The organism is Spirosoma spitsbergense DSM 19989 (genome assembly GCF_000374085.1).
GTDB lineage: Bacteria > Bacteroidota > Bacteroidia > Cytophagales > Spirosomataceae > Spirosoma > Spirosoma spitsbergense.
In genome coordinates, this window is record NZ_KB893559.1 from 24,038 (window position 1) to 43,584 (window position 19,547).

The window sequence follows — 19,547 nt, forward strand, 5'->3', positions numbered from 1 at the left end:
ATCACAAATCCGACAGGGACTTTGAAAGAATACGGCAGCAGTATCCAGAAGTTGGTTGATAACATGGTCAATATCGAAGACCGCTCAACCCGTACCCGTTACGCACACATTCTGATTGAATTGATGCGTCAGATTCATCCCAACATGAAAGACGGGCAGGATTACTACAACAAGTTGTGGGATGACCTGTACATCATGTCGAATTTTACGCTGGATGTGGATAGCCCCTACCCGCCCCCATCGGAAGAAGCCCTCGGCAAAAAGCCCCAGCGTGTTCCGTATAACACACACCGCCTGAAATTCAAACACTTTGGCCGTAATGTAGACCTGCTGGTAGCCAAAGCCGTTGCGCTGGAAGACCCCGAAGAGCGCCGGACCTTTGTTTCTTACCTGACACGCCTGATGAAGACGTTTTATCAGGCGTGGAATAAAGAATCGGTGGAAGATGAAACCATCTATCAAAGCCTGATTGAACTCTCTGACGGCAAGTTATCCGATGACATTAAACTCATTCGGGAAGAAGGCCTTGTTGACGCTACCCCGCGCGAGCGAACGGGCGACCAGCCACAGCGCATCGGCAACAATCGAAACCGGAACGACAACGCAAACACGCAGGGAGGACGACCAAACCGGGATAATAGCCAGCGTAATTTCAGCAATAACCGAAATCGGAACGACCGCGATTCAAACGCGCAGGGCGGACGACCAGGCCGTGACGGTACACGCAACACGAACAGACCCGGTGGTAGCTCAGGTGGCCCCAACCGAAACAATGACCGTCGGAGACGGTAAACTTTTTAATGATGAATGATGAATGACAAATGAGGGCTGTAATTATATTCATTTGTCACTCATCACTCATCGTTCATCATTCATCATTCACAAATGGCCTCTTTTCAAATTACTGGCGGATGCAAGCTGAAAGGCGATATTTTACCGCAGGGCGCTAAAAACGAAGCCCTCCAGATTCTTTGCGCGGTATTACTGACCAAAGAACCGGTTGTTATCCATAATATTCCGGGTATTCGCGATGTGAACCAACTCATCGACCTACTGGGGGATTTGGGCGTGTGGGTCACCAAAATCGGGACCAGTTCGTACCGCTTTCAGGCCAGCGATGTCAACCTGGACTATCTGGAGACCGACACGTACAAACAGAAAGCGGCTGCCCTTCGGGGATCGGTCATGCTGCTGGGTCCCATGCTGGCCCGCTTCAAAAAAGGGCGCATTCCCCGTCCGGGTGGCGACAAAATTGGCCGTCGGCGTTTGGATACTCACTTTTTGGGCTTTGAAAAGCTGGGTGCCCAATTTAATTACGACCCCAACGATGGGGGGTATTACCAGGTCGATGCCGGTAATCTGCGCGGTGCGTACATGCTGCTTGATGAGGCATCCGTAACCGGTACAGCCAATATCCTGATGGCGGCCGTGATGGCCGAGGGTACGACCACCATTTATAACGCGGCCTGTGAACCGTATCTGCAGCAACTCTGCAAGATGCTCAACTCGATGGGCGCCAAGATTTCCGGCGTGGGTTCCAATCTGCTCACGATTGAAGGCGTGTCGGAGTTGATGGGGACGGAGCATACCATGCTACCTGACATGATCGAGATTGGGTCGTTCATTGGTCTGGCCGCCATGACGCAGTCCGAAATCACGATCAAAAACTGCCGTATTCCCGAACTGGGCATCATTCCCGATCAGTTCAGGCGGCTTGGTATCCAGATGGAATTCCGGGGCGACGACATTTTTATTCCTGCTCAGGAGCATTACCAGATCGACAGTTTTCTGGATGGCGGCATGATGACCGTAGCCGATGCACCCTGGCCCGGCTTCACCCCCGACCTGCTGAGTATCGTCCTCGTAACGGCCGTACAGGCGCAGGGAACACTGCTGATACACCAGAAAATGTTTGAGAGCCGCCTGTTCTTCGTCGATAAATTAATCGATATGGGGGCACAGATTATTCTCTGCGACCCGCACCGGGCTACGGTGGTGGGCCTGAACCGGCAAATTCCGCTGAAAGGTATTCGGATGTCATCGCCGGATATCCGGGCCGGAGTAGCCTTACTTATTGCGGCCATGTCAGCCAAAGGCACCAGTATTATCGATAACATTGAGCAGATCGACCGTGGCTACCAGCACATCGATACGCGCCTTAACGCCATCGGGGCCGAGATTGTGCGGTTGTAGGCTGACCTGCTTTTGAGTTTCTGATGCGTACAACGCATTAGTTGGATCACGACGTTTGGGTAACTTACTAAACCTTCCGGGCTGTTTCTTGTCTTAATCATGTACTCCGTTCCGTTAAGGACGGAAAATGATTCTATCAATTCAGTTATACGATAATGAAAACACTCCAATTCAACGTATCCATCTGGGCATTGGCCCTGCTTACCGCCAGCAGTTCACTGGCAGCCTGCGCTCAGACCAGAAGGTCGGTACAATTCAGTTCGGCGCGTGTCTCCAATGCTACCGTGGTCGACTCATCGAGAATAAAACTCCTGATGCCACTGCAACAAACGGTGACTAAGTTAAAGAAACTTTCGGCCACCGGTGACCCCGACTTCGACTATTCGTTCCAGGCCAAACTACAGGCTCAGGGGTTGCAGGACTTCCTGAAACAGGAAATTGAGAATGGCAAGGACAGTTCGCTTCAACAGATGGCTAAACAACTATTGGAAACGACAACGGCCGACATAGCCACGATTGATGCGACCATGCGGCAACTGAAGCCAACGCGCCCTAATCAGACGTTTACGCAGCAGCAAGGCCAGAATATTGAGGCAATGAACCTGAAATTGCAGAAAACCACTAGTAATGATACCTTGAGCAAGGATTTTGATTCCAACTTTGCCACACTGCTGATGGATCAGCGGCAGGATTCTATCGACATGGCTACTACGTATCTGCAATACGGCAAAAATGACACGTTACGGGCGTATGCGCAACAGTTGGTGGATCAATCCAAAAAGCAGATGAATACGCTTAAGACTATGACCAAGACAACCGTCAAGTAAACGTATTAATGACTAATTTTGACGATGGCAGGTATCTGAAAATACCTGCCATTTTTTTATGGAAATAGCGGATTCCTTTATTCCAACGGCTGGTGCGGTTGGCCTTTTACCCATGGTCACCTACTTTTTCATGGTTGTGGCTATGTTTATCTCTCTGGGCATTTTTATAACGGCCATAACCCAAAACAGAAGCCAGCCCTCCAATTTGACCGTGCACCCTCAGCAGTTGGTGCCAACCTTACTGGCGGTTGTTTCTGCCAGCACCGGGCTGGTCTATTATCTGATCCAGTTACACTACCATGATTTACTGGCCGAATTTCCCACTGTCAGCGATGCCACAGACCGCCAGACGCTTATTCGGGAATCCTACAATGCCATTGGACAATACCGGTACGTGGCGTGGTTTATGACTGCGCCACTCCTGCTGCTGCTGGTTATTGCCCCCCTCAGGCTCCCCTGGGAATCCAGCAAACGGCTGTTAACAGGGTTGTTGGCTGCCGCATTACTGATGGTTTTCACAGGCTACATCGGCCATCAACAAGTATCCTTCGATAACGAAATTCAGCCTGGTCCGAAGTTAGGCTGGGGCAGTATTTCATTAGTATGTTACGGATATATCTCGATTACGTTGTATCGACGCTGGAAAGCCAGCGGTCAGGCACAGGGGCACTTCCGTACCATGGCCCTTTTATTCGTCGGTAGCTGGGGAATTTATTTGTTGGGGTATGGTCTGACTGTTTTACCCATTGATTTTAACTGGCTCCACATTACCTATACTATAACGGATGTAACCAGCCAGATTGGCATTGGTCTGATCAGTTACGTAACCTGGTCAGACAGTAAGTCGATGACCTTAGCAAAGTAGCGCATGTTAAGCCCTGTAGCCTACAATTATCTACACACTCTGCATGGTACTCAGTCTGCGATAGAATCCCTCATCCAGATTTAGCAGTTCGTCGTGCCGGCCACGTTCTACAATTCGGCCCTGGTTCACGACCAGAATTTCGTCGGCATGCTGGATGGTGCTGAGCCGGTGCGCAATCACGAGGGTAGTACGGTTGGCCATCAGGCGGGTCAGGGCTTCCTGCACCAGCTTTTCGGACTCGGTATCGAGGGCCGACGTGGCTTCATCCAGAATGAGGATCGGGGGGTTTTTCAGGATGGCGCGGGCAATGCTGATTCGCTGCCGCTGACCACCGGAGAGTTTGCCCCCCCTATCGCCGATGACGGTTTGATAGCCATCCGACTGGGCCATGATAAAGGTATGGGCATTAGCAATCCGGGCCGCTTCCATAATATCCCCTTCGGTGGCCGGACTGCCAAAAGCGATGTTGTTGAAAATCGTGTCATTAAACAGGATACTTTCCTGGGTAACAATGCCCATCTGCGTTCGAAGAGAGGCCGTTGTGCAATCACGCAGGTCTACGCCGTCAATCAGTATCCGTCCGGCAGCAGGGTCGTAGAAACGGGGAATAAGGTCGGCAATGGTGGATTTGCCCCCACCCGACGAGCCAACCAGGGCAATGGTTTTTCCTTTCTCCAGGTCAAAACTAACGTCGCGTAAAACCGGGGTGTCGGCGTTGTAGGCGAAGGATACGTTCTCCACCGAAATCCGGTCAGTAAACCCCGTTAGGACTACAGCCCCGGGTTTATCCTGAATGGCAGACTCGGTGTCGATCAGCTCGATAACCCGCTCTCCCGAAGCCAGCCCCCGCTGCGACCCGCTGAAGGCGTTGGAAATATCTTTGGCCGGGCGCGTCACCTGCGAAAAAATAGCAATGTAGGCAATGAACTGAGCCGCTGTCAAATCCGACTGCCCACTCAGTACCAGCGACCCGCCATACAGCAAAATCCCCGCCACCACGGCCACCCCCATCACTTCCGAAAAGGGCGAAGCCAGTTCGCGCCGGTTGGCCAGCGACTTGATGGCATCGCGGTAGCCTTCATTCTCGCGCCGGAACTTATCCAGAATAAACCCTTCGGCCACAAATCCTTTCACTACCCGCATCCCGCCGAAGGTTTCGTCGAGCAGGCTAATCAAACTACTCAGTCGTTGCTGTCCTTCCTGCGCGTCTCGTTTCATCCGCCGAACAAGCGTAGCGATGAAGCCGCCCGAAATAGGAATGACCACAATGGCAAAGAGCGTCAGTTTAACCGAAATACTGAGCAGCGCAATGACGTAACCAACCAGTAAAAACACCTCTTTCGATGCCGCCGACATAGTATTGGCGATGGAATTTTCGACCTCCTGCACGTCGGACGTGATGCGCGACATGAGGTTTCCTTTACGCTCATTGGAGAAAAAACCGAGGTGCAGACCCAGCGTCCGGCTGAAAACGGCCTCGCGCAGGCGGGCCACCATCCGCGCCTTGAACGCTTCCAGCTGCCGGACGGACAAGTATTTGAACACATTGCTCAACGCAACCGATACCACAATAATGACGCAGACAAACTGGAGAGCACCCAGTTTACCGTACTGCTGAAAAATCCGGGCGAAGTAGTAACTAAAGGCATCCGTTGGCGACGACGTGATGGACGGTGCGGGCTGGCTCATCAGCGCGTTCATCTGCTGCGTATCGACTTTATCGAACAGGATACTAAGCAGGGGAATCAATAAAGTAAAGTTGAGCACCCCAAACACACTGGCCACCAGTGATGTCACCACAAAGGGGGTCAAAAATCGCCCCAGCGGTTTGGCGAAGGATAATAAGCGAAGGTATGTTTTCATTCGTTCGGCAAAGGTACGACCCTGCAACCTTTTTTATACCTAAGACTTGTAGGTATGTAATTTTCTTTTGTATGTTTACTGCATGAACACCCCAACTAATTCGTCGCTGCTGAAAGGTAGCCTGTCGGTCATGATTTTGCGGTTGCTGGAAGACCGCGAACGGATGTACGGCTACGAGATTACGCAAAAAGTAAAGGAACTGACGGCGGGCGAAATGGCCATTACCGAAGGGGCTCTCTACCCCGCCCTGCACAAACTCGAAGCCGAAGGGCTGCTCACCACCGAGACCCAGCTGGTGGATGGCCGCGCCCGCAAATATTACTCGCTCACCAAAACCGGCCAAACCGAAGCTGCCGGGCGCATCGCCGAGTTAGCAGCTTTCCTGGAGAATCTGAATTTAGTCCTCAACCTGAAACCAAGCCTTTGATATGACCCTCACGCCCGACCAACTCACCGCCATTGATAACCATCTTCGCCAAGAAAACCGACTTACCAACGAGGCACTGCTTCAGGAGCTAACCGACCATTACACGACCGCTTTAAGCGAACGTGTGGCGCAGGGGATGCCGTTTGAATCCGCGTTATCCGATGTGCAACAAGCGTTTGGCGGACACAAAGGATTGCAGAAAATGGAGCGGGGTTACAACCGGATTACGTTTCAACAGTATGATTCGCTGTGGATGAAATACATTCGGAAACAGGGCCGATGGCCCCACTGTCTGATGCCTTTGTTTGTGTTTGGCGTAGTGTACTGGACAACTACGGACATGAGCAGACCAACTTCTTTTTCGGTAGGCACCCTGGTATATACACCCTGGTTTGGCTTCATTTTAGGCTCGATAGCAGGGCTGCTTATCAAGTTTATCCAGTTGGTTGTTCAGGGCGGCATCCGGGGTAAAAACTTCCCGTACAAAGCCCGGTATTTAGTCACCCGCGTCATTCCGGTTGCCCTGTTGCTATACGGAATCAGCGTTGGACTTACTTACCTGAATGCCTACCTTCCCCCCTTCGTTTACGAAACCACCCTGTCGGCTTGTGCTGCCCTGATAATCATGTACACCATTAGCTACAGTCAGTTCTACCAGGCCGTTTCTAAGGGTAGTCGGAAAGCAAGTTGGTAGTATCCCTCTTCAGATCTGTGGCATAGTGGCAATACTATTTAACACCATGAAAAGACGCTCAGTATATTTCTCCGATACATCATATCCAAACGTATCCAGCAAATAACTGACTACATCCCGATAGTCTTCCTGTGCCTGAGATGTCCAGACTATTTCCCGAGCCATTGACGTACCTGTTGCTTCATGTCTTCATTTGATATGACTTCGTTCCGACTAGCCTGCTCCAGCGAGATACGCATTCGGTCAAGGTGTTTCGGATCCGTAGTGTCCAGCAGCAGGGGGTGCTGGTCAAGATACAGAGCGGCAGCCGCGTACAAAATTGTCAACGCCTGTTCGTCCTCGATTCGATCAATCAACTCGTGAAAGTTGCGCCGGATGTCATCATTCATCGTTATAGTGCTGCGGTCGTTACTGCGTTAAATATAGCGAATTATGCGCGATTCAGTTACCTAGTAACGTTCGGTACAGAGACCAATACTCTTTGGCGATACTCGGCCAGCTAAACCCGGCGGCTCGTTTTTTCAGGCGTTCTTCGCGCAGGGAATTCTGCCCGAAATCGTGCAGGCCATCGTGTACCACTTTAGCCATACTCTCCGGCTCGAAGTTTTCGAAGTAATACGCTTCCTTTCCACCCACTTCGGGCAAACTCGTCAGGTTAGAGCTGAAAACCGGCTTGCCAAACGTCATAGCCTCCGCTACGGGCAGACCAAATCCTTCCGACAGCGATGGGAACATAAACGCTTCGCAGTGCGCGTAGAGCCACAACTTCGTCGCTTCATCGACCGGGCCGGGCATCAGCAGGCGGTCGGCCACGCCCAGTTTCTGCGCCTGCTCCCGAATATGCTGTGCGTAGGCATGCCTGTCTGGCCCGGCCAGTATTAAGCGGTAATCCGGAAAAGCCTCCAGTAAAGGCAACAGCGTATGCACGTTTTTCTTGGGGTGAATGACACCGACAGACAGGAAAAATGGCGACTGAGAAAAGGACTTGATGGGCGACTGGGAATTCAGCTCAGCAGGGGCTTTTCCGGGGTCAACGGCCACGCCGGTATAAACGACCTCCATCGGGAGCTCGGCCGGAACCTTCAGATGCTCCCGCACCACCGATGCCGTGTAAGCCGACCCAGCCGTAAGGAGGGTCGCCTTATTTATTTTTCGCTGCAGTTTATCTAACCGCCGTTTCTTTTTTGCGGCTGAATAGTCGGCGCGTTCCAGAAAGTTCAGGTCGTAGATAGTGAGTATCAGCGGGGCTTTACCCGGTAGATAAGCACTATCCTGATGCAGGCAGTGCCACACATCGTATGTCCCCCCACCCGGATGACCCGGAATCCAGAGTTTCCGCTGCCAGGATGCCTCGATGTAGTTGACCGAGTCGCCGAATACGCCGGTTTGCCCTTTCGGCACCAGGAACGTGAGCGACCAGTCCGCAGGACGCTGGCGAACCAGTTCATGGCCGAGGTGCAGGCACACCTGGCCTAAACCACTGTTCAGGTCGCGCAGGCGCTCAGTATCAATAAAGAGAGAAGGCATAACCGTTTTTGATTTCAGCAAAATTGTGAAATCCTGCGCAATACCGGGCAATTTATATTGAGAACCGGCAGCACGCTGGCAGCACGATAATTTCCTCCGAACGTGTCCGCGTTCGGGATTATCTTTGCGGCATGATACAGAATGATTTGCTGCTCCGCACGGCACGGGGCGAACTGACCGAGCGGGTGCCGGTCTGGATGATGCGTCAGGCGGGGCGGGTACTGCCTCAGTACCGGGTTGTTCGGGAGCGGGCCGGGAGTTTTATTACGCTGGCCAAGACCCCCGAACTAGCGGCCGAAGTGACCATCCAGCCGGTCGATGCCTTCGATGTGGATGCCGCCATTATCTTCTCCGACATCCTGGTGATTCCCGAAGCAATGGGACTGCCCTACGAAATGATTGAAAGCCGGGGACCCGTTTTCCCGAGTACGGTCCGGACGATGGCCGACCTGAGCCGCCTGCGGGTAGCCGATGCCGAAAGCGACCTGGGCTATGTGCTGGATGCCATCAGACTGACCAAAAAAGAACTCAACAACCGCGTACCACTGATTGGTTTTGCCGGTGCCCCCTTCACCATTTTTTGCTACATGACCGAGGGGAAAGGGTCAAAAACATTCTCCATCGCCAAAAAGCTGCTGTATACCGACCCCGATTTTGCCCACGCCCTGTTGCAGCAAATTACCGATAGCACCATTGCGTACCTACAGGCCCAAATCCGGGCCGGTGCCGATCTGGTGCAACTGTTCGATTCCTGGGCGGGCATCCTGTCGCCGGAGCAGTACCGGACGTTTTCCCTGCCGTACATTAAACAGATCTGTGATTCAATAACCGCACCGGCGGACCGCAACGTACCCATAACTATTTTTGCCAAAGGCGCCTTCTTTGCCCGGCACGAGATTGGGCAGTTAAGCTGCGACGTAGTGGGGCTGGACTGGAATATGGACCCCGCCGAATCACGCGAATTGATTCCAAACCGGGTGCTACAGGGAAATCTGGACCCCTGCGCCCTCTACGCCGACTTTAGTCAGATTCGGGCAGAGGTAAAGCAAATGCTCAGTAGTTTCGGCCATCAGCACTACATCGCTAACTTAGGCCACGGCATCTATCCCGACGTTGACCCCGACAAGGCCCGCTGCTTTGTGGATGCCGTGAAGGAGTTCTCAGTAGTTTAAATTAGAAAAAATACCTAAGAATATAATTACATATACTGTAATTATATTCTCATTATCGAATTTTCAATAACTTTATCGGGTTGTCTACTAGACATAGTCATTTTCACACCGGGTACTATCAGCCTGTATGCTCAAAGCCATCCGGATGTGCATGATGAGTTACTACGCTGGATGCGGGTTGTGGAAGCGGCCGACTGGTCATCGGTGGCAGACATCAGGCAAGATTTTAATTCAGTTGATTATGTTAAAAATGACCGCTATGTATTCAACATAAAGGGTAATCAATATAGACTTGTTGCTATGATACATTTCCGTGTAAGAAGTCTATATATTCGATTTATCGGCACGCATAGTGCGTACGACAGGATAAATGTTTCTGAAGTGTAACGGCCAAAACATTCCGAATATGGAAACAAGAATCACAACTGAAACTGAATACCGACAGGTTCAGGCAGATGTAGAAACCTATTTGCAGAAGGCAACCAGAGGTAGTGGATTTGCCAGCCTCAGCGAAACGGAAGACCGTGAATTATTGCGTCTATCGCATCTAATGAAAGCGTATGAAGAAGAACATTTTCCGATGCCAACTCAGCATAAAACGCTAAAGGGCATGATCGAATTGAAAATGTTTGAGCGAAATCTAAAACAAAAAGACCTGGCCGAATTGCTTGAGATTGAAGCGCCCCGCGTATCAGAATTACTCCGTGGCAAACGCCGGGTAAGTATTGATGTAGCTCGTCAACTATACAGGAAGTTGGGTATTCCGGCCGATTTTATTCTAGAACACGCTTGATAACAAAGCACAGTGCTTCGTGGATGCCATGAAGGAGATGAGTGCGAATAGCTAGTGCTGCTGAAAAGGGCAGCCTGTTTATTCGGGGGTGGGCACTATTGATAGTGCCTACCCCTTGCTGTATAAAACATCCCCATTCGCCCGGTCCTGATGGATAGATAAGCCCGCGAAGGTAACGGCTGAGCAACTCCCCCCTGCCGGTAGTTTGCTATTTACTACCCTGCACCTGGGCGTGGTTGATCACCGCCACCAGGATTACACCACCGATGATGTTACCGATCAAAGCGGGCAGTATAAAATTCCCCAGTACATCACCCCAGGCAACTTTTTGCATAGCTGCCAACGTGAAGGTTTCTACCGACCCAGCTATGACATGACTAAAATGAGCGACACTGATGATGTAGGTGATCAGAATAATAATCCAGAGTCGGGCACTATGGGCGTTTGGCAGAATCCATACCATCAGCGCGATCAGCCATCCGGCAAATATGCCGCGCAGCAATGTCGTTGAGAAATCAGGTTCCATTACTTCATAGCCGATTTCTTCAAAGGACTTGAGCACGGAGGGACTGAAAACGGCGGTTTTGGCAATAACGAATGCCAACAGCAAGGCACCGGTTAAATTAGCCAGCAGCACGATTCCCCAGAGCCTCATCACTCGCCAGAACGTCCTGACGTTTTTACGCTCCAGTAAAGGCAGAATGGGCGTGAGGGTATTCTCCGTAAACAGCTGTTGTCTGCCAAGAATGACAATGACAAAACCAAGGCTGTAGCCAAAGCTGGCCACCAGCGTACTCCACTCGGCTTTGGGCAGATAGGTCTTTAACAACCCATGGCCTATCATGGAGAAACCCATGGATAATCCAGCGGCCAGTCCGGACCAAAACAGGGAATCGGCGGGTCGGTCCAGTTCCGTTTCGGCCTCCTGAAAAATAGCCTTGTGAATATCGTGGGCAGACGAGGCCTGCTGTACAACCTCCTGTTCGGTATTTTCACTCTCTTGCTGCGCCATACATGTTTCCTGTAAACCAAGTCGATTTACAGGAAACAGGATGTGTATGATTATGGTTATACCGACCGTTGTTTAAAAGAGCATGGAGAGAATAGCTGACGGCTAACCCAGCTCATTCCAGCCCAGGCCGAAGGCTAACTCCCTCTGATTCAGCCGGAAATCAGAATCTCCTTTGCTGCCCTATGGCTCAACAGTTGCCCCTTTTCGGTTACCGTGTCGATATGTCGCTTTATATATCCGACGCCAGCCACTTAAAAAAGCGGGCAAAATGCGCTCACAAATGCTCCTTCGCTTCGGCCTTCAGCTGGGCCTTGTCGATTGGAACCACCCCCACCGATTCGCAAACCAGGCCACCGCCGAGGTTCGATAAACCGGCAATGACCGAAGGTGGTTGCCGGAGCGCCACGCAACAGGCCGCAATGCTGATCACCGTATCGCCCGCGCCCGACACATCGGCAATCTTGCGGACGTGGGCCGGTAATTTCAGTCGCTCGCCGTTGTAATCAATAAATGCCCCGCGTTCCGACAGGGTGATGAGTGCCCCTTTCAGATTCAGGGTTTGGATCAGCTGATCGACAGCCGCCTGGAACTCCCCGGCATTATCCACATCGAAGTCGAGTTTCAGTCCTTCCCGCAGTTCTTTCAGATTGGGCTTGAACAGGGTGGTGTTTTGGTACGACAGGAAGTTGCGTTTTTTGGGATCGACTACCGTAGGAATATGCTGCTCATTGGCAAAATCGGTAATCCGGGCAATGGCTTCTTTACTCAGAACACCCTTATCGTAATCCTCAAAAATGACGACGTGGCAGGTTGGAATCAGTTCAATGGCTTTGGCCACCAGTTTCGCCTGCTCATCGGCAGTGATGTATTTATCGGTTTCGGTGTCCACCCGCACCACCTGCTGAGAACCGGCAATGATACGTTCCTTAATGGTCGTAATCCGGTCGGCACTCCGGATAAGCCCATCGCAGTTCAGCCCCCGGTTGCCCAGTTCCTGTTCCAGCTGGTCGCCCGGTGCATCGGCTCCAATGACGGAGCAGATGATGGCTTCGGCCCCCAGTGCCTGCACGTTCAGGAGTACATTCCCTGCCCCGCCCAACCGCAGTTCGCGCCGGTCGAAGCGCACAATAGGAACGGGGGCTTCGGGCGAAATACGCTCTACATGCCCCCAAACGTAGGAGTCGAGCATCACATCGCCAATAATCAACACACGAAGTTTATCGAACTGTTCGAACAGTTCATCAATAGATATATCCAACACCATCTGGTTGCGAGCGGCACGCATAAGCATAAAACAGCTTGATTCAGACTGCAAAGAAACGAAACGCCCCCCCCTTTTCCGAATATGTTTCTCCACAGCCTGCCACTATGGAAGGGGTGCATCACCTGACATACACGAACCAGTATGTGTAAACGCCAGGCCCGTGCAGCAGACTGCCAACGTGAGCCAGCGTATCGATTTCAGGCACTTCCTTACCGCTTGATAAATTGACTAAGCCGCCTGCTGAACAAGGTAGTACATAGCCTACCTTTAAGACTCAGCCTATTCATATCTAGCAGAATTGCCCATGAAACACGGCGCTACCTGGTTACTTTTCTTCCTGCTTTCCTTACCCGCTGGTGTACTGGCCCAGATACCCGATCCTCGTTTTGGCTGCAAAACCGACGACTCGCAGCTAAGTCCGTCCATGATTCGGGTTATTCAGTCTCTGGGCCAGCCAGCCAGTCAGGGACGCCGGCAGGCCACCCAACGGCTGGAATGCCGCGTGGCTGTAGATGTCGACAACAGCCTCTATAAAGCATTCGGGGGCGACGCAGCTGCAATCAGGGGTTACGTCTATCAGACCATAGCACAATCATCCGTTATTTTTGAGCGCGAACTGAATGTAAAACTCACCGTCACAACCATCAAAATCTGGGATACGCCCGACCCATACACCACCAAAAATGATATTGGTATTCACCTGGGCGATATGGCGAAGTGGTGGAGTCAAAACCAGAAAGCGGTAGCCCGCGATTTCATCATTGGCTATACCACTAAAACCGACCCGTCAGCATCGGGCATTGCTTACCTGGGTAATAACGGCTTCTCCGATGGTACGGTCATTGGGTATAACCAACCCGGTGCTACGGACCGGATTTCGACGATCACCCATGAAATAGGGCATGTGATGGGGTCACCTCACACGCACAACTGCAACTGGCCCGGTGGCCCAATTGACTTCTGCGGCAAAGCAGAGGGGCCCTGCTATAACGGCCCGCAGATAGCCCGTATCGGTACGATAATGAGTTACTGCCATACCGTGCTGGATGGCAGGGTACTGGATACCTTTCACCCGCTTTGTATCGAACTGATGCGCCGTAATGCCGATCTTGTTCTGGCCGACAGACGTATAGACCAGCGCCCGGAGGTACCAGCGGGTATTACCAACAGTTCGACTACCCAGCCCGACCCGTATGTGGAGTGGGCAACAACGAAACTAGCGGAGCAATACCAGTTTCAGCTGGGTACAACTGCCGATTTCAGCACGGGGATAAAACTTGACACAACCGTATCGTACGCACTGGTGCAGGCCGAAAACCTCACGGTGGGTCAATCCTACTATTGGCGCGTCAAAGCCCGCAATGGCCCCGGCGAAAGTGCATGGTCTACTACTGGTCAGGTAACGGTGGCAGCCAGTCCAATACTGCGCCCACCAGGTTTACGGTTGCCAGCCAGCGGAGCGAAGAATATCCCGGCCAATGTGGTTAGCTGGTATACGGCAGATGGTGCAACGGGCTATCAACTCCAGGCCGACTACAGCAACAGCTTCACGACCCCCATTGTCAGCAAAACCCTGTCGGCATCGGCTACCTCGTTCAATCTATCCGACAGTAACTTTGGCAACTGTTCCGGCAGCTGCTGGCTATACTGGCGCGTAAAAACGATAAAAAACAGTACCGAAAGCGACTGGTCAATGGTTCGGGCCTATCAGCGCAGCCCACAGCTGGTGGGGTTATGGCCCATACCGGGCAACGCCCCGGTTGTGCAACAGCCGCTGGGCGTTCCTATTTCGTGGTATGACTACAACAACGAAGAAGCTACCTCGCAGATTCAGCTGGCCACGTCAGCGGATTTTACTAAGCTGGTATTCGACAAATCGCAGACGTACAATCAACTCGGCCAGGCGGTTCTGCGCAATGGGTTTGTTGTCATGGCCGATTCACTGCAACCCGCCACTACCTACTATTACCGCGTTAAACTGAAAATAAAGGCCACGGGTACAGAAACAGCCTGGCAGTCGGGCACGTTTATGACCGGTTCCGATGCCCATCGCTGGAATTTCACTAATTCGGCCAATAGCAATCTGCCCCCTGCTGACATCAATCAATTCGCGTTCGACACCACCGGTGCCATCTGGGCTGCCACAAGGCAGGGCGTATACCGAAGTGCCGATGGCACGAAATGGACATCGATGAACGGTACTAAGGTGGCTACGGGCGTAGCAGCCCTAACGATTAGCCGCCGAAACCAAGCCTATGTGCTGGCCAATTTCGGCATTTACGCCCAAAATGGCGAGGACTGGGTTCAGATTCCCAATCCACCCAACGTTACTTACTTCTACGGAACGATAGCTGTCGGCGATAACGATGTGCTGTATCTGATTACGTCCAGTAGAGTATACCGCTATATGGATAGTCAATGGACAACCTACAGCGCACCCGACCTGGTGACCGATGGCTATATATACGATGGCGTGGTTGATGCCAGCAATCACCTCTGGGTGCGGTACTACGGCAGAAACGGCCTGGGTCATTTTGACGGTAACCGCTGGGAAACCATCAGCAATCTGCCGGTCGAATACATGACCTTCCTGTCGATTGACCGAACGGGTAAAACACTCTACGCGGGTGGGTACAACGGCCTGTTCCGGCTCAACACCACCGATAAATCCACCGAAACAATCTCATCGGGAACGATTACCGGGGCCGATAATCAAACCTTTTTGCAGACGGGCTTCAATAGTGATAATAATCTGATCGTAAGCACCTTTACAAACCTGTACCGCTACGACGGGAAAGCCTGGCTGGCACAGCCAATACTAACCCAGAGCGACTATAATACCCAGATGCGCATCAGTCCCGACAACCGGGTCTGGTTTCTCAACAAAAGTAACGGGTTGAGTCTGTACGAACCGCGCACCCTGACATCGACCTTAGCGAAAGGCATTTATTGCCCCGGCGATACGGTGCCCGTTGCCTTCACCGCCAACTTTACGCCCCAACCCGGCACAACCTACCGCGCGGAACTGACGGACCCGGCAGGCCTGCGATTTTCAACGGTTACCAGTATTATTTCGGGCACTACAGCCAGACTGCGCCTGCCCCTATCCCAGACACCCGGCAACCGCTATAAAGTCAGGCTGTCGGCCATTCAGGGCAGCACCACCATTTATGGCGATGAAAGTTCAGGCTTTGCGGTCAATCCGATTCCCCAAGCCACACTGACCCCCGCCACCGATGCGGCCTTCTGCGCCGGAACCCCCTACCCGCTCCAGGCCAGTACCGATGCGGGTGCCAGTCTGCAATGGCTGAAAGACGGGGTTGCCTTATCAAATGCGACCCTGTCAAGCTACAGTGTCGGGCAATCCGGCAGGTATGCTTTATCAGTAAGTCTGAACGGTTGCCAGGCGCTGTCTGCCCCCGTATCCGTAACCGTAAAAGAGGGCGTCACCGCTGCCATTACGCCCCAAGGTAATACACTGGCCTACGCACCCGCCACCGTTGCCTTACTGGCGAATGTCGGTACGGATTACACCTATCAATGGTACCGGGATGGAGTTGTTATTGCGGGCGCTACCAGCCTGAGTTACGCAGCGGATAAAAGTGGCAGTTTTGCCGTACTCGTTACCGGTCCGAACGGCTGTAGTGCAACCGCATCGGCGGTATCCGTACGCATCGAGATTTTGCTGGCCGTTGACCCGGCCACTAACCCGACCGACTGGCACCTGACCCCCAATCCGGTTGAGCGTACCTGTACCGTATCGGTTGGAACCGGCCTTACCGAGCCGGTCACCTTAACGCTCACCGATGCCGGCGGCCGGGCCGTACTACGCCAAACCCTGCCGCGCGGCCAGACGAAAACCGATCTGGATGTTGGCCAGCTACCGGCGGGTACGTATATCCTGCGGACCGGAACCGGGCAGAACGAAAGCCAAAAGCGCCTGGTAAAACAGTGAGCAGGGCTCGCCAACCCGCTGCCGGTACGGGCCTTTCGCAAAACCAGTCCCCTTACCGCGTCGTAATAAACTGAAGCAGCAGGTCGGGCCTGAAAAACAACAGGACGATGGGCACCACTAACCCGACAGCCAGCCAGACAGCCACTCTGGGTAGCGGCATCGAATGCGAAAGGTCTGCGACGGGAGGGCGAAAGAAAAGCAGGAAGGGTAGTTTGAGGTAATAAACCAGGGAGATCAGCGCATTCAGCAAACCCAGGGCGAACAAAGCCAGTAACCAGGGATTACCCGACTGTTGCCAGGCCTCATACAGGGCCGAAAATGACAGAAGTTTGGCCGTAAAGCCTACCGTTGGGGGCAGTCCCGTCAGCGCCAGCATCACTATTGTTAGCGCAATAGACAATACGGGTTGCTTTGGCCCAAGCCCGGCGAACGTACGAATGGTTAAATCCTGCCCCTGACTGCGGGCCAGCAAGTCGATGAGAAAGAAAGCGGCCAGGGAGATGAACAGATACGTACCTGCGTAGAAAAGTACCGCGTCGAAACCCGCATTATTCATAGCCACCACGCCCACCAGCAAAAAACCGGCGTGGGCAATGGTCGAATACGCCAGCAGTCGCTTGGCATCGGTTTGCCGCAGGGCCGATAGGTTCCCAATCAGAATCCCCGCCAGCGCCAGCACCGCCAGGGGTGTTTGCAGCACAAAGGCGGTACTGCCATCCAGCGCCGACTCAACCGGCAGCGCGGTTACCACCCGGATAATAACCAGTACCGCAGCCGCTTTGGGGCCAATCGAGAAGAACGCAGCCACCGGCACGGGAGCGGCTTCGTACGCATCGGGTGTCCAGACATGAAACGGAACACCCGCCAGTTTGAATAACAGCCCCGCCAGTGTCAGCAGCACCGCAACGGCCACTACCGCTCCCTCCTGCCGGGCCATTTCTGCCCCGAAGGCGTCGGCCGTCAGATCGAGCGTACCGGTCATACCGTACAGCAACGACATGCCGTACAGCATGATGGCCGAGCTGATAGCCCCGAACAGCAGGTACTTGATGCCGCCTTCCGACGCTTTTCGGTCGGCAGTGAGGGCGGTGAGCAGGTACGAACAGATGGACACCAGTTCGATACTCAGGTATATACTGAGCATATTGACCGAAATGGTCATCAGAAACAGGCCCAGCGTCATGGCAATCAGCAGGGAGTACCATTCAAAGGGTAAGCGTGCCCTACCGTCGGGAGCCAGCGGAAAATGATCGGAAAGACCATCCTGAACCAACGGCTGCCGGTTGGTAAAAAACTCATACAGCAACACAAAAGCAGCACTCAGCGCTATGATGACCTGCATGAAAACGGCCTGACTATCCACAAATAACAGGTGCATGAACAGGAACCCCCGCACCGGCGACAGCACAGCCCAGCCACCCGCTGCCAGAACGACAAGGAGACTTAGTACAGCGAGAAACTGACGGATTTTCGGAGCCGTAGTGAACCGGAGCAAACTGATCTCGGCCACCAGCAACAGGCAGAAACAGGCCGATAGCCAGATCTCCGGCCCAAAACCGCCCAGGCTGGCAATAATATCGTTTAACTGATCGGTAAGAGACAAGTTGGGTGGTGGTTAAATCATGCCGTCACGCTCCGGCTGGCCATCGTAGCCACGGAGTTTTACCGGGTTCTGCTGCTTCCGCAACCGGATATTCAGGAACTCGACCAGCAGTGAGAAGGCAATCGCGAAGTACAGATACCCTTTCGGCACCGTACCCACTTCCTGATTGAAGATAACCACTTCGGACAGGTGTGCCCCCTCCGCCACCAGCATAAACCCAATCATGATCAGGAAGGCCAGCCCCAGCATCTGAATGGTTGGGTGGTCATTGACAAACGAGCCAACGGGTCCGGCAAAGAACATCATAATCAGGATCGAGAGCACCACGGCAATCATCATGATGGCCACATTCTGCGTAAGGCCGATGGCGGTCAGGATGGAGTCAATCGAGAAAACGATATTGGTGATCGCAATCTGCGTCACTACGTTGGATACGGTAGCCCGGCCTTTGACAGTGCCACCCTCCAGTTCGTCCGGCTCATCGCCCTCCAGTTTGTGGTGGATCTCGGATGTGGCCTTGTAGAGCAGGAACAGTCCTCCCGCAAACAGAATCAGGCTCTGCCCCGTAAAGTCGGCTTTAAACCAGTCGGCATCAATATGCGTAAACGGTTTACTAAGGGATATAACGAACGATATACCCAAAAGCAGCACCAGCCGGAAGGCCATCGCCAAAACAAGACCAATGTTTCGGGCTTTAGGCTGGTCTTCGCGGGACAGTTTGTTGGCCGCAATAGAGATGAAGATAATATTGTCGATACCCAGAACAATTTCCAGAAACGTCAGGGTAAGCAGGCTAATGATAGATTCGGCCGTAAAGAGGTCGCTCATGATAGAACAGCAGTGAAAGGCCAAAAATACCTGCTTCGGGCCGAGTCTGCAACCCCCTGGCTAAGAAAGAGCGATGAACCGGACAAATGGCCATCCATACGGATGGCCGGATACGGGGCAGTAAGCCCGGTCGCAATGAATACCCGGCGAATGGTTTCGTCAGGGGGCGGTTTATTAAGAAGAACTAAATCACCGCCGTTTTACCTTCAGCACTGACTGACCACCCCCAACCCCCTCCTAAAACAGGAGGGGGCTACCTAGCGGGGTACCCTTTCTAAAGCCCCCTCCTGTTTTAGGAGGGGGTTGGGGGTGGTTATCCTCAATTAGCCATTCCTAGTTTAATTTCTTCAAACCATTTTAAATCACCTACCATCCACAACCATTCGCAACGAACAGCCAGCCAGTGGCGTATGGACAAATACGAGCCAGCTGGTAATTTTGGCCGGAAAGTCCGGCTGAAACCGACTGAACAACGCTTTTCCCGAACGGACAAATGAGCTTTTGTCGCCAATAAATGGTATGTT

18 protein-coding genes are annotated in these 19,547 nt (G+C 52.7%); 10 read left to right on the forward strand and 8 right to left on the reverse strand.

Features of this window, described 5'->3' with window-relative positions; genetic code table 11:
• Window positions 1-21 precede the first annotated feature (21 nt).
• The 4 genes from B157_RS0120075 to B157_RS0120090 all read left to right on the forward strand — a co-directional run bounded on the left by B157_RS0120075 (window position 22) and on the right by B157_RS0120090 (window position 3,885).
• Window positions 22-792: a DUF4290 domain-containing protein gene (locus B157_RS0120075; protein ID WP_020605097.1), complete on the forward strand. Its 771-nt coding sequence runs from the start codon at window positions 22-24 to the stop codon at window positions 790-792.
• A gap of 93 nt (window positions 793-885) precedes the next feature.
• Window positions 886-2,193, forward strand: a complete 1,308-nt coding sequence (murA, locus tag B157_RS0120080) for a UDP-N-acetylglucosamine 1-carboxyvinyltransferase (RefSeq protein ID WP_020605098.1) — start codon at window positions 886-888, stop codon at window positions 2,191-2,193.
• Between the two features lie 155 nt (window positions 2,194-2,348).
• Window positions 2,349-3,020, forward strand: a complete 672-nt coding sequence (locus B157_RS0120085) for a DUF305 domain-containing protein (protein ID WP_020605099.1) — start codon at window positions 2,349-2,351, stop codon at window positions 3,018-3,020.
• A gap of 58 nt (window positions 3,021-3,078) precedes the next feature.
• A complete protein-coding gene (locus B157_RS0120090) occupies window positions 3,079-3,885 on the forward strand; it encodes a bacteriorhodopsin (protein WP_020605100.1) in 807 nt (268 codons plus the stop codon).
• A 30-nt stretch (window positions 3,886-3,915) separates the two neighbouring features.
• Here the strand turns inward: B157_RS0120090 and B157_RS0120095 are convergent, their stop codons facing one another.
• Window positions 3,916-5,748, reverse strand: a complete 1,833-nt coding sequence (locus B157_RS0120095) for an ABC transporter ATP-binding protein (RefSeq protein WP_020605101.1) — start codon at window positions 5,746-5,748, stop codon at window positions 3,916-3,918.
• Window positions 5,749-5,830: 82 nt separating this feature from the next.
• On the opposite strand from B157_RS0120095, the gene B157_RS0120100 reads away from it, so the two are divergent.
• Window positions 5,831-6,175 carry a PadR family transcriptional regulator gene (locus tag B157_RS0120100; protein ID WP_020605102.1) on the forward strand — a complete coding sequence of 115 codons (345 nt, stop codon included), beginning with the start codon at window positions 5,831-5,833 and terminating at the stop codon, window positions 6,173-6,175.
• A gap of 1 nt (window position 6,176) precedes the next feature.
• Window positions 6,177-6,869: a hypothetical protein gene (locus B157_RS35795; RefSeq protein ID WP_020605103.1), complete on the forward strand. Its 693-nt coding sequence runs from the start codon at window positions 6,177-6,179 to the stop codon at window positions 6,867-6,869.
• A gap of 9 nt (window positions 6,870-6,878) precedes the next feature.
• Here the strand turns inward: B157_RS35795 and B157_RS38420 are convergent, their stop codons facing one another.
• Genes B157_RS38420 through B157_RS0120115 form a run of 3 tightly spaced genes read right to left on the reverse strand, consistent with a single transcriptional unit; the run spans window position 6,879 to window position 8,396 of the window.
• Window positions 6,879-7,034 carry a type II toxin-antitoxin system RelE/ParE family toxin gene (locus B157_RS38420; protein WP_157618515.1) on the reverse strand — a complete coding sequence of 52 codons (156 nt, stop codon included), beginning with the start codon at window positions 7,032-7,034 and terminating at the stop codon, window positions 6,879-6,881.
• Window positions 7,019-7,258, reverse strand: a complete 240-nt coding sequence (locus B157_RS0120110) for a hypothetical protein (RefSeq protein WP_020605104.1) — start codon at window positions 7,256-7,258, stop codon at window positions 7,019-7,021. Before B157_RS0120110 ends, B157_RS38420 begins: the two co-directional genes overlap by 16 nt.
• 52 nt (window positions 7,259-7,310) lie before the next feature.
• Window positions 7,311-8,396, reverse strand: coding sequence for a glycosyltransferase family 4 protein (locus B157_RS0120115; RefSeq protein WP_026308827.1), 1,086 nt, complete (start codon window positions 8,394-8,396; stop codon window positions 7,311-7,313).
• A gap of 131 nt (window positions 8,397-8,527) precedes the next feature.
• Between B157_RS0120115 and hemE the strand changes: the two genes are divergently transcribed.
• The 3 genes from hemE (at window position 8,528) to B157_RS0120125 (ending at window position 10,361) form a co-directional block, all read left to right on the forward strand.
• On the forward strand, window positions 8,528-9,568 hold the full coding sequence (gene hemE, locus B157_RS0120120; RefSeq protein WP_020605106.1) for a uroporphyrinogen decarboxylase: 1,041 nt from the start codon (window positions 8,528-8,530) through the stop codon (window positions 9,566-9,568).
• 147 nt (window positions 9,569-9,715) lie between these two features.
• Window positions 9,716-9,955, forward strand: coding sequence for a type II toxin-antitoxin system HigB family toxin (locus B157_RS37590; RefSeq protein ID WP_281168493.1), 240 nt, complete (start codon window positions 9,716-9,718; stop codon window positions 9,953-9,955).
• Between the two features lie 19 nt (window positions 9,956-9,974).
• Window positions 9,975-10,361: a helix-turn-helix domain-containing protein gene (locus B157_RS0120125; RefSeq protein ID WP_020605108.1), complete on the forward strand. Its 387-nt coding sequence runs from the start codon at window positions 9,975-9,977 to the stop codon at window positions 10,359-10,361.
• Window positions 10,362-10,569: 208 nt separating this feature from the next.
• Here the strand turns inward: B157_RS0120125 and B157_RS0120130 are convergent, their stop codons facing one another.
• Together B157_RS0120130 and B157_RS0120135 are read right to left on the reverse strand one after the other, a co-directional pair.
• The gene (locus B157_RS0120130) at window positions 10,570-11,373 is read right to left on the reverse strand and encodes a formate/nitrite transporter family protein (protein ID WP_020605109.1); all 804 of its coding nucleotides are present in this window, start codon (window positions 11,371-11,373) and stop codon (window positions 10,570-10,572) included.
• 274 nt (window positions 11,374-11,647) lie between these two features.
• Entirely contained in the window at window positions 11,648-12,637 is a 990-nt protein-coding gene (locus B157_RS0120135) for a bifunctional heptose 7-phosphate kinase/heptose 1-phosphate adenyltransferase (protein WP_020605110.1), read from the reverse strand.
• Window positions 12,638-12,941: 304 nt separating this feature from the next.
• On the opposite strand from B157_RS0120135, the gene B157_RS0120140 reads away from it, so the two are divergent.
• A complete protein-coding gene (locus tag B157_RS0120140; protein ID WP_020605111.1) occupies window positions 12,942-16,592 on the forward strand; it encodes a M12 family metallo-peptidase in 3,651 nt (1,216 codons plus the stop codon).
• A gap of 52 nt (window positions 16,593-16,644) precedes the next feature.
• Here B157_RS0120140 and B157_RS0120145 read toward each other — a convergent pair whose 3' ends face one another.
• Both B157_RS0120145 and B157_RS0120150 read right to left on the reverse strand, forming a co-directional pair.
• Window positions 16,645-18,195, reverse strand: coding sequence for an NADH-quinone oxidoreductase subunit N (locus B157_RS0120145; RefSeq protein WP_020605112.1), 1,551 nt, complete (start codon window positions 18,193-18,195; stop codon window positions 16,645-16,647).
• 12 nt (window positions 18,196-18,207) lie between these two features.
• On the reverse strand, window positions 18,208-19,023 hold the full coding sequence (locus B157_RS0120150; RefSeq protein ID WP_020605113.1) for a TerC family protein: 816 nt from the start codon (window positions 19,021-19,023) through the stop codon (window positions 18,208-18,210).
• Window positions 19,024-19,547 lie beyond the last annotated feature (524 nt).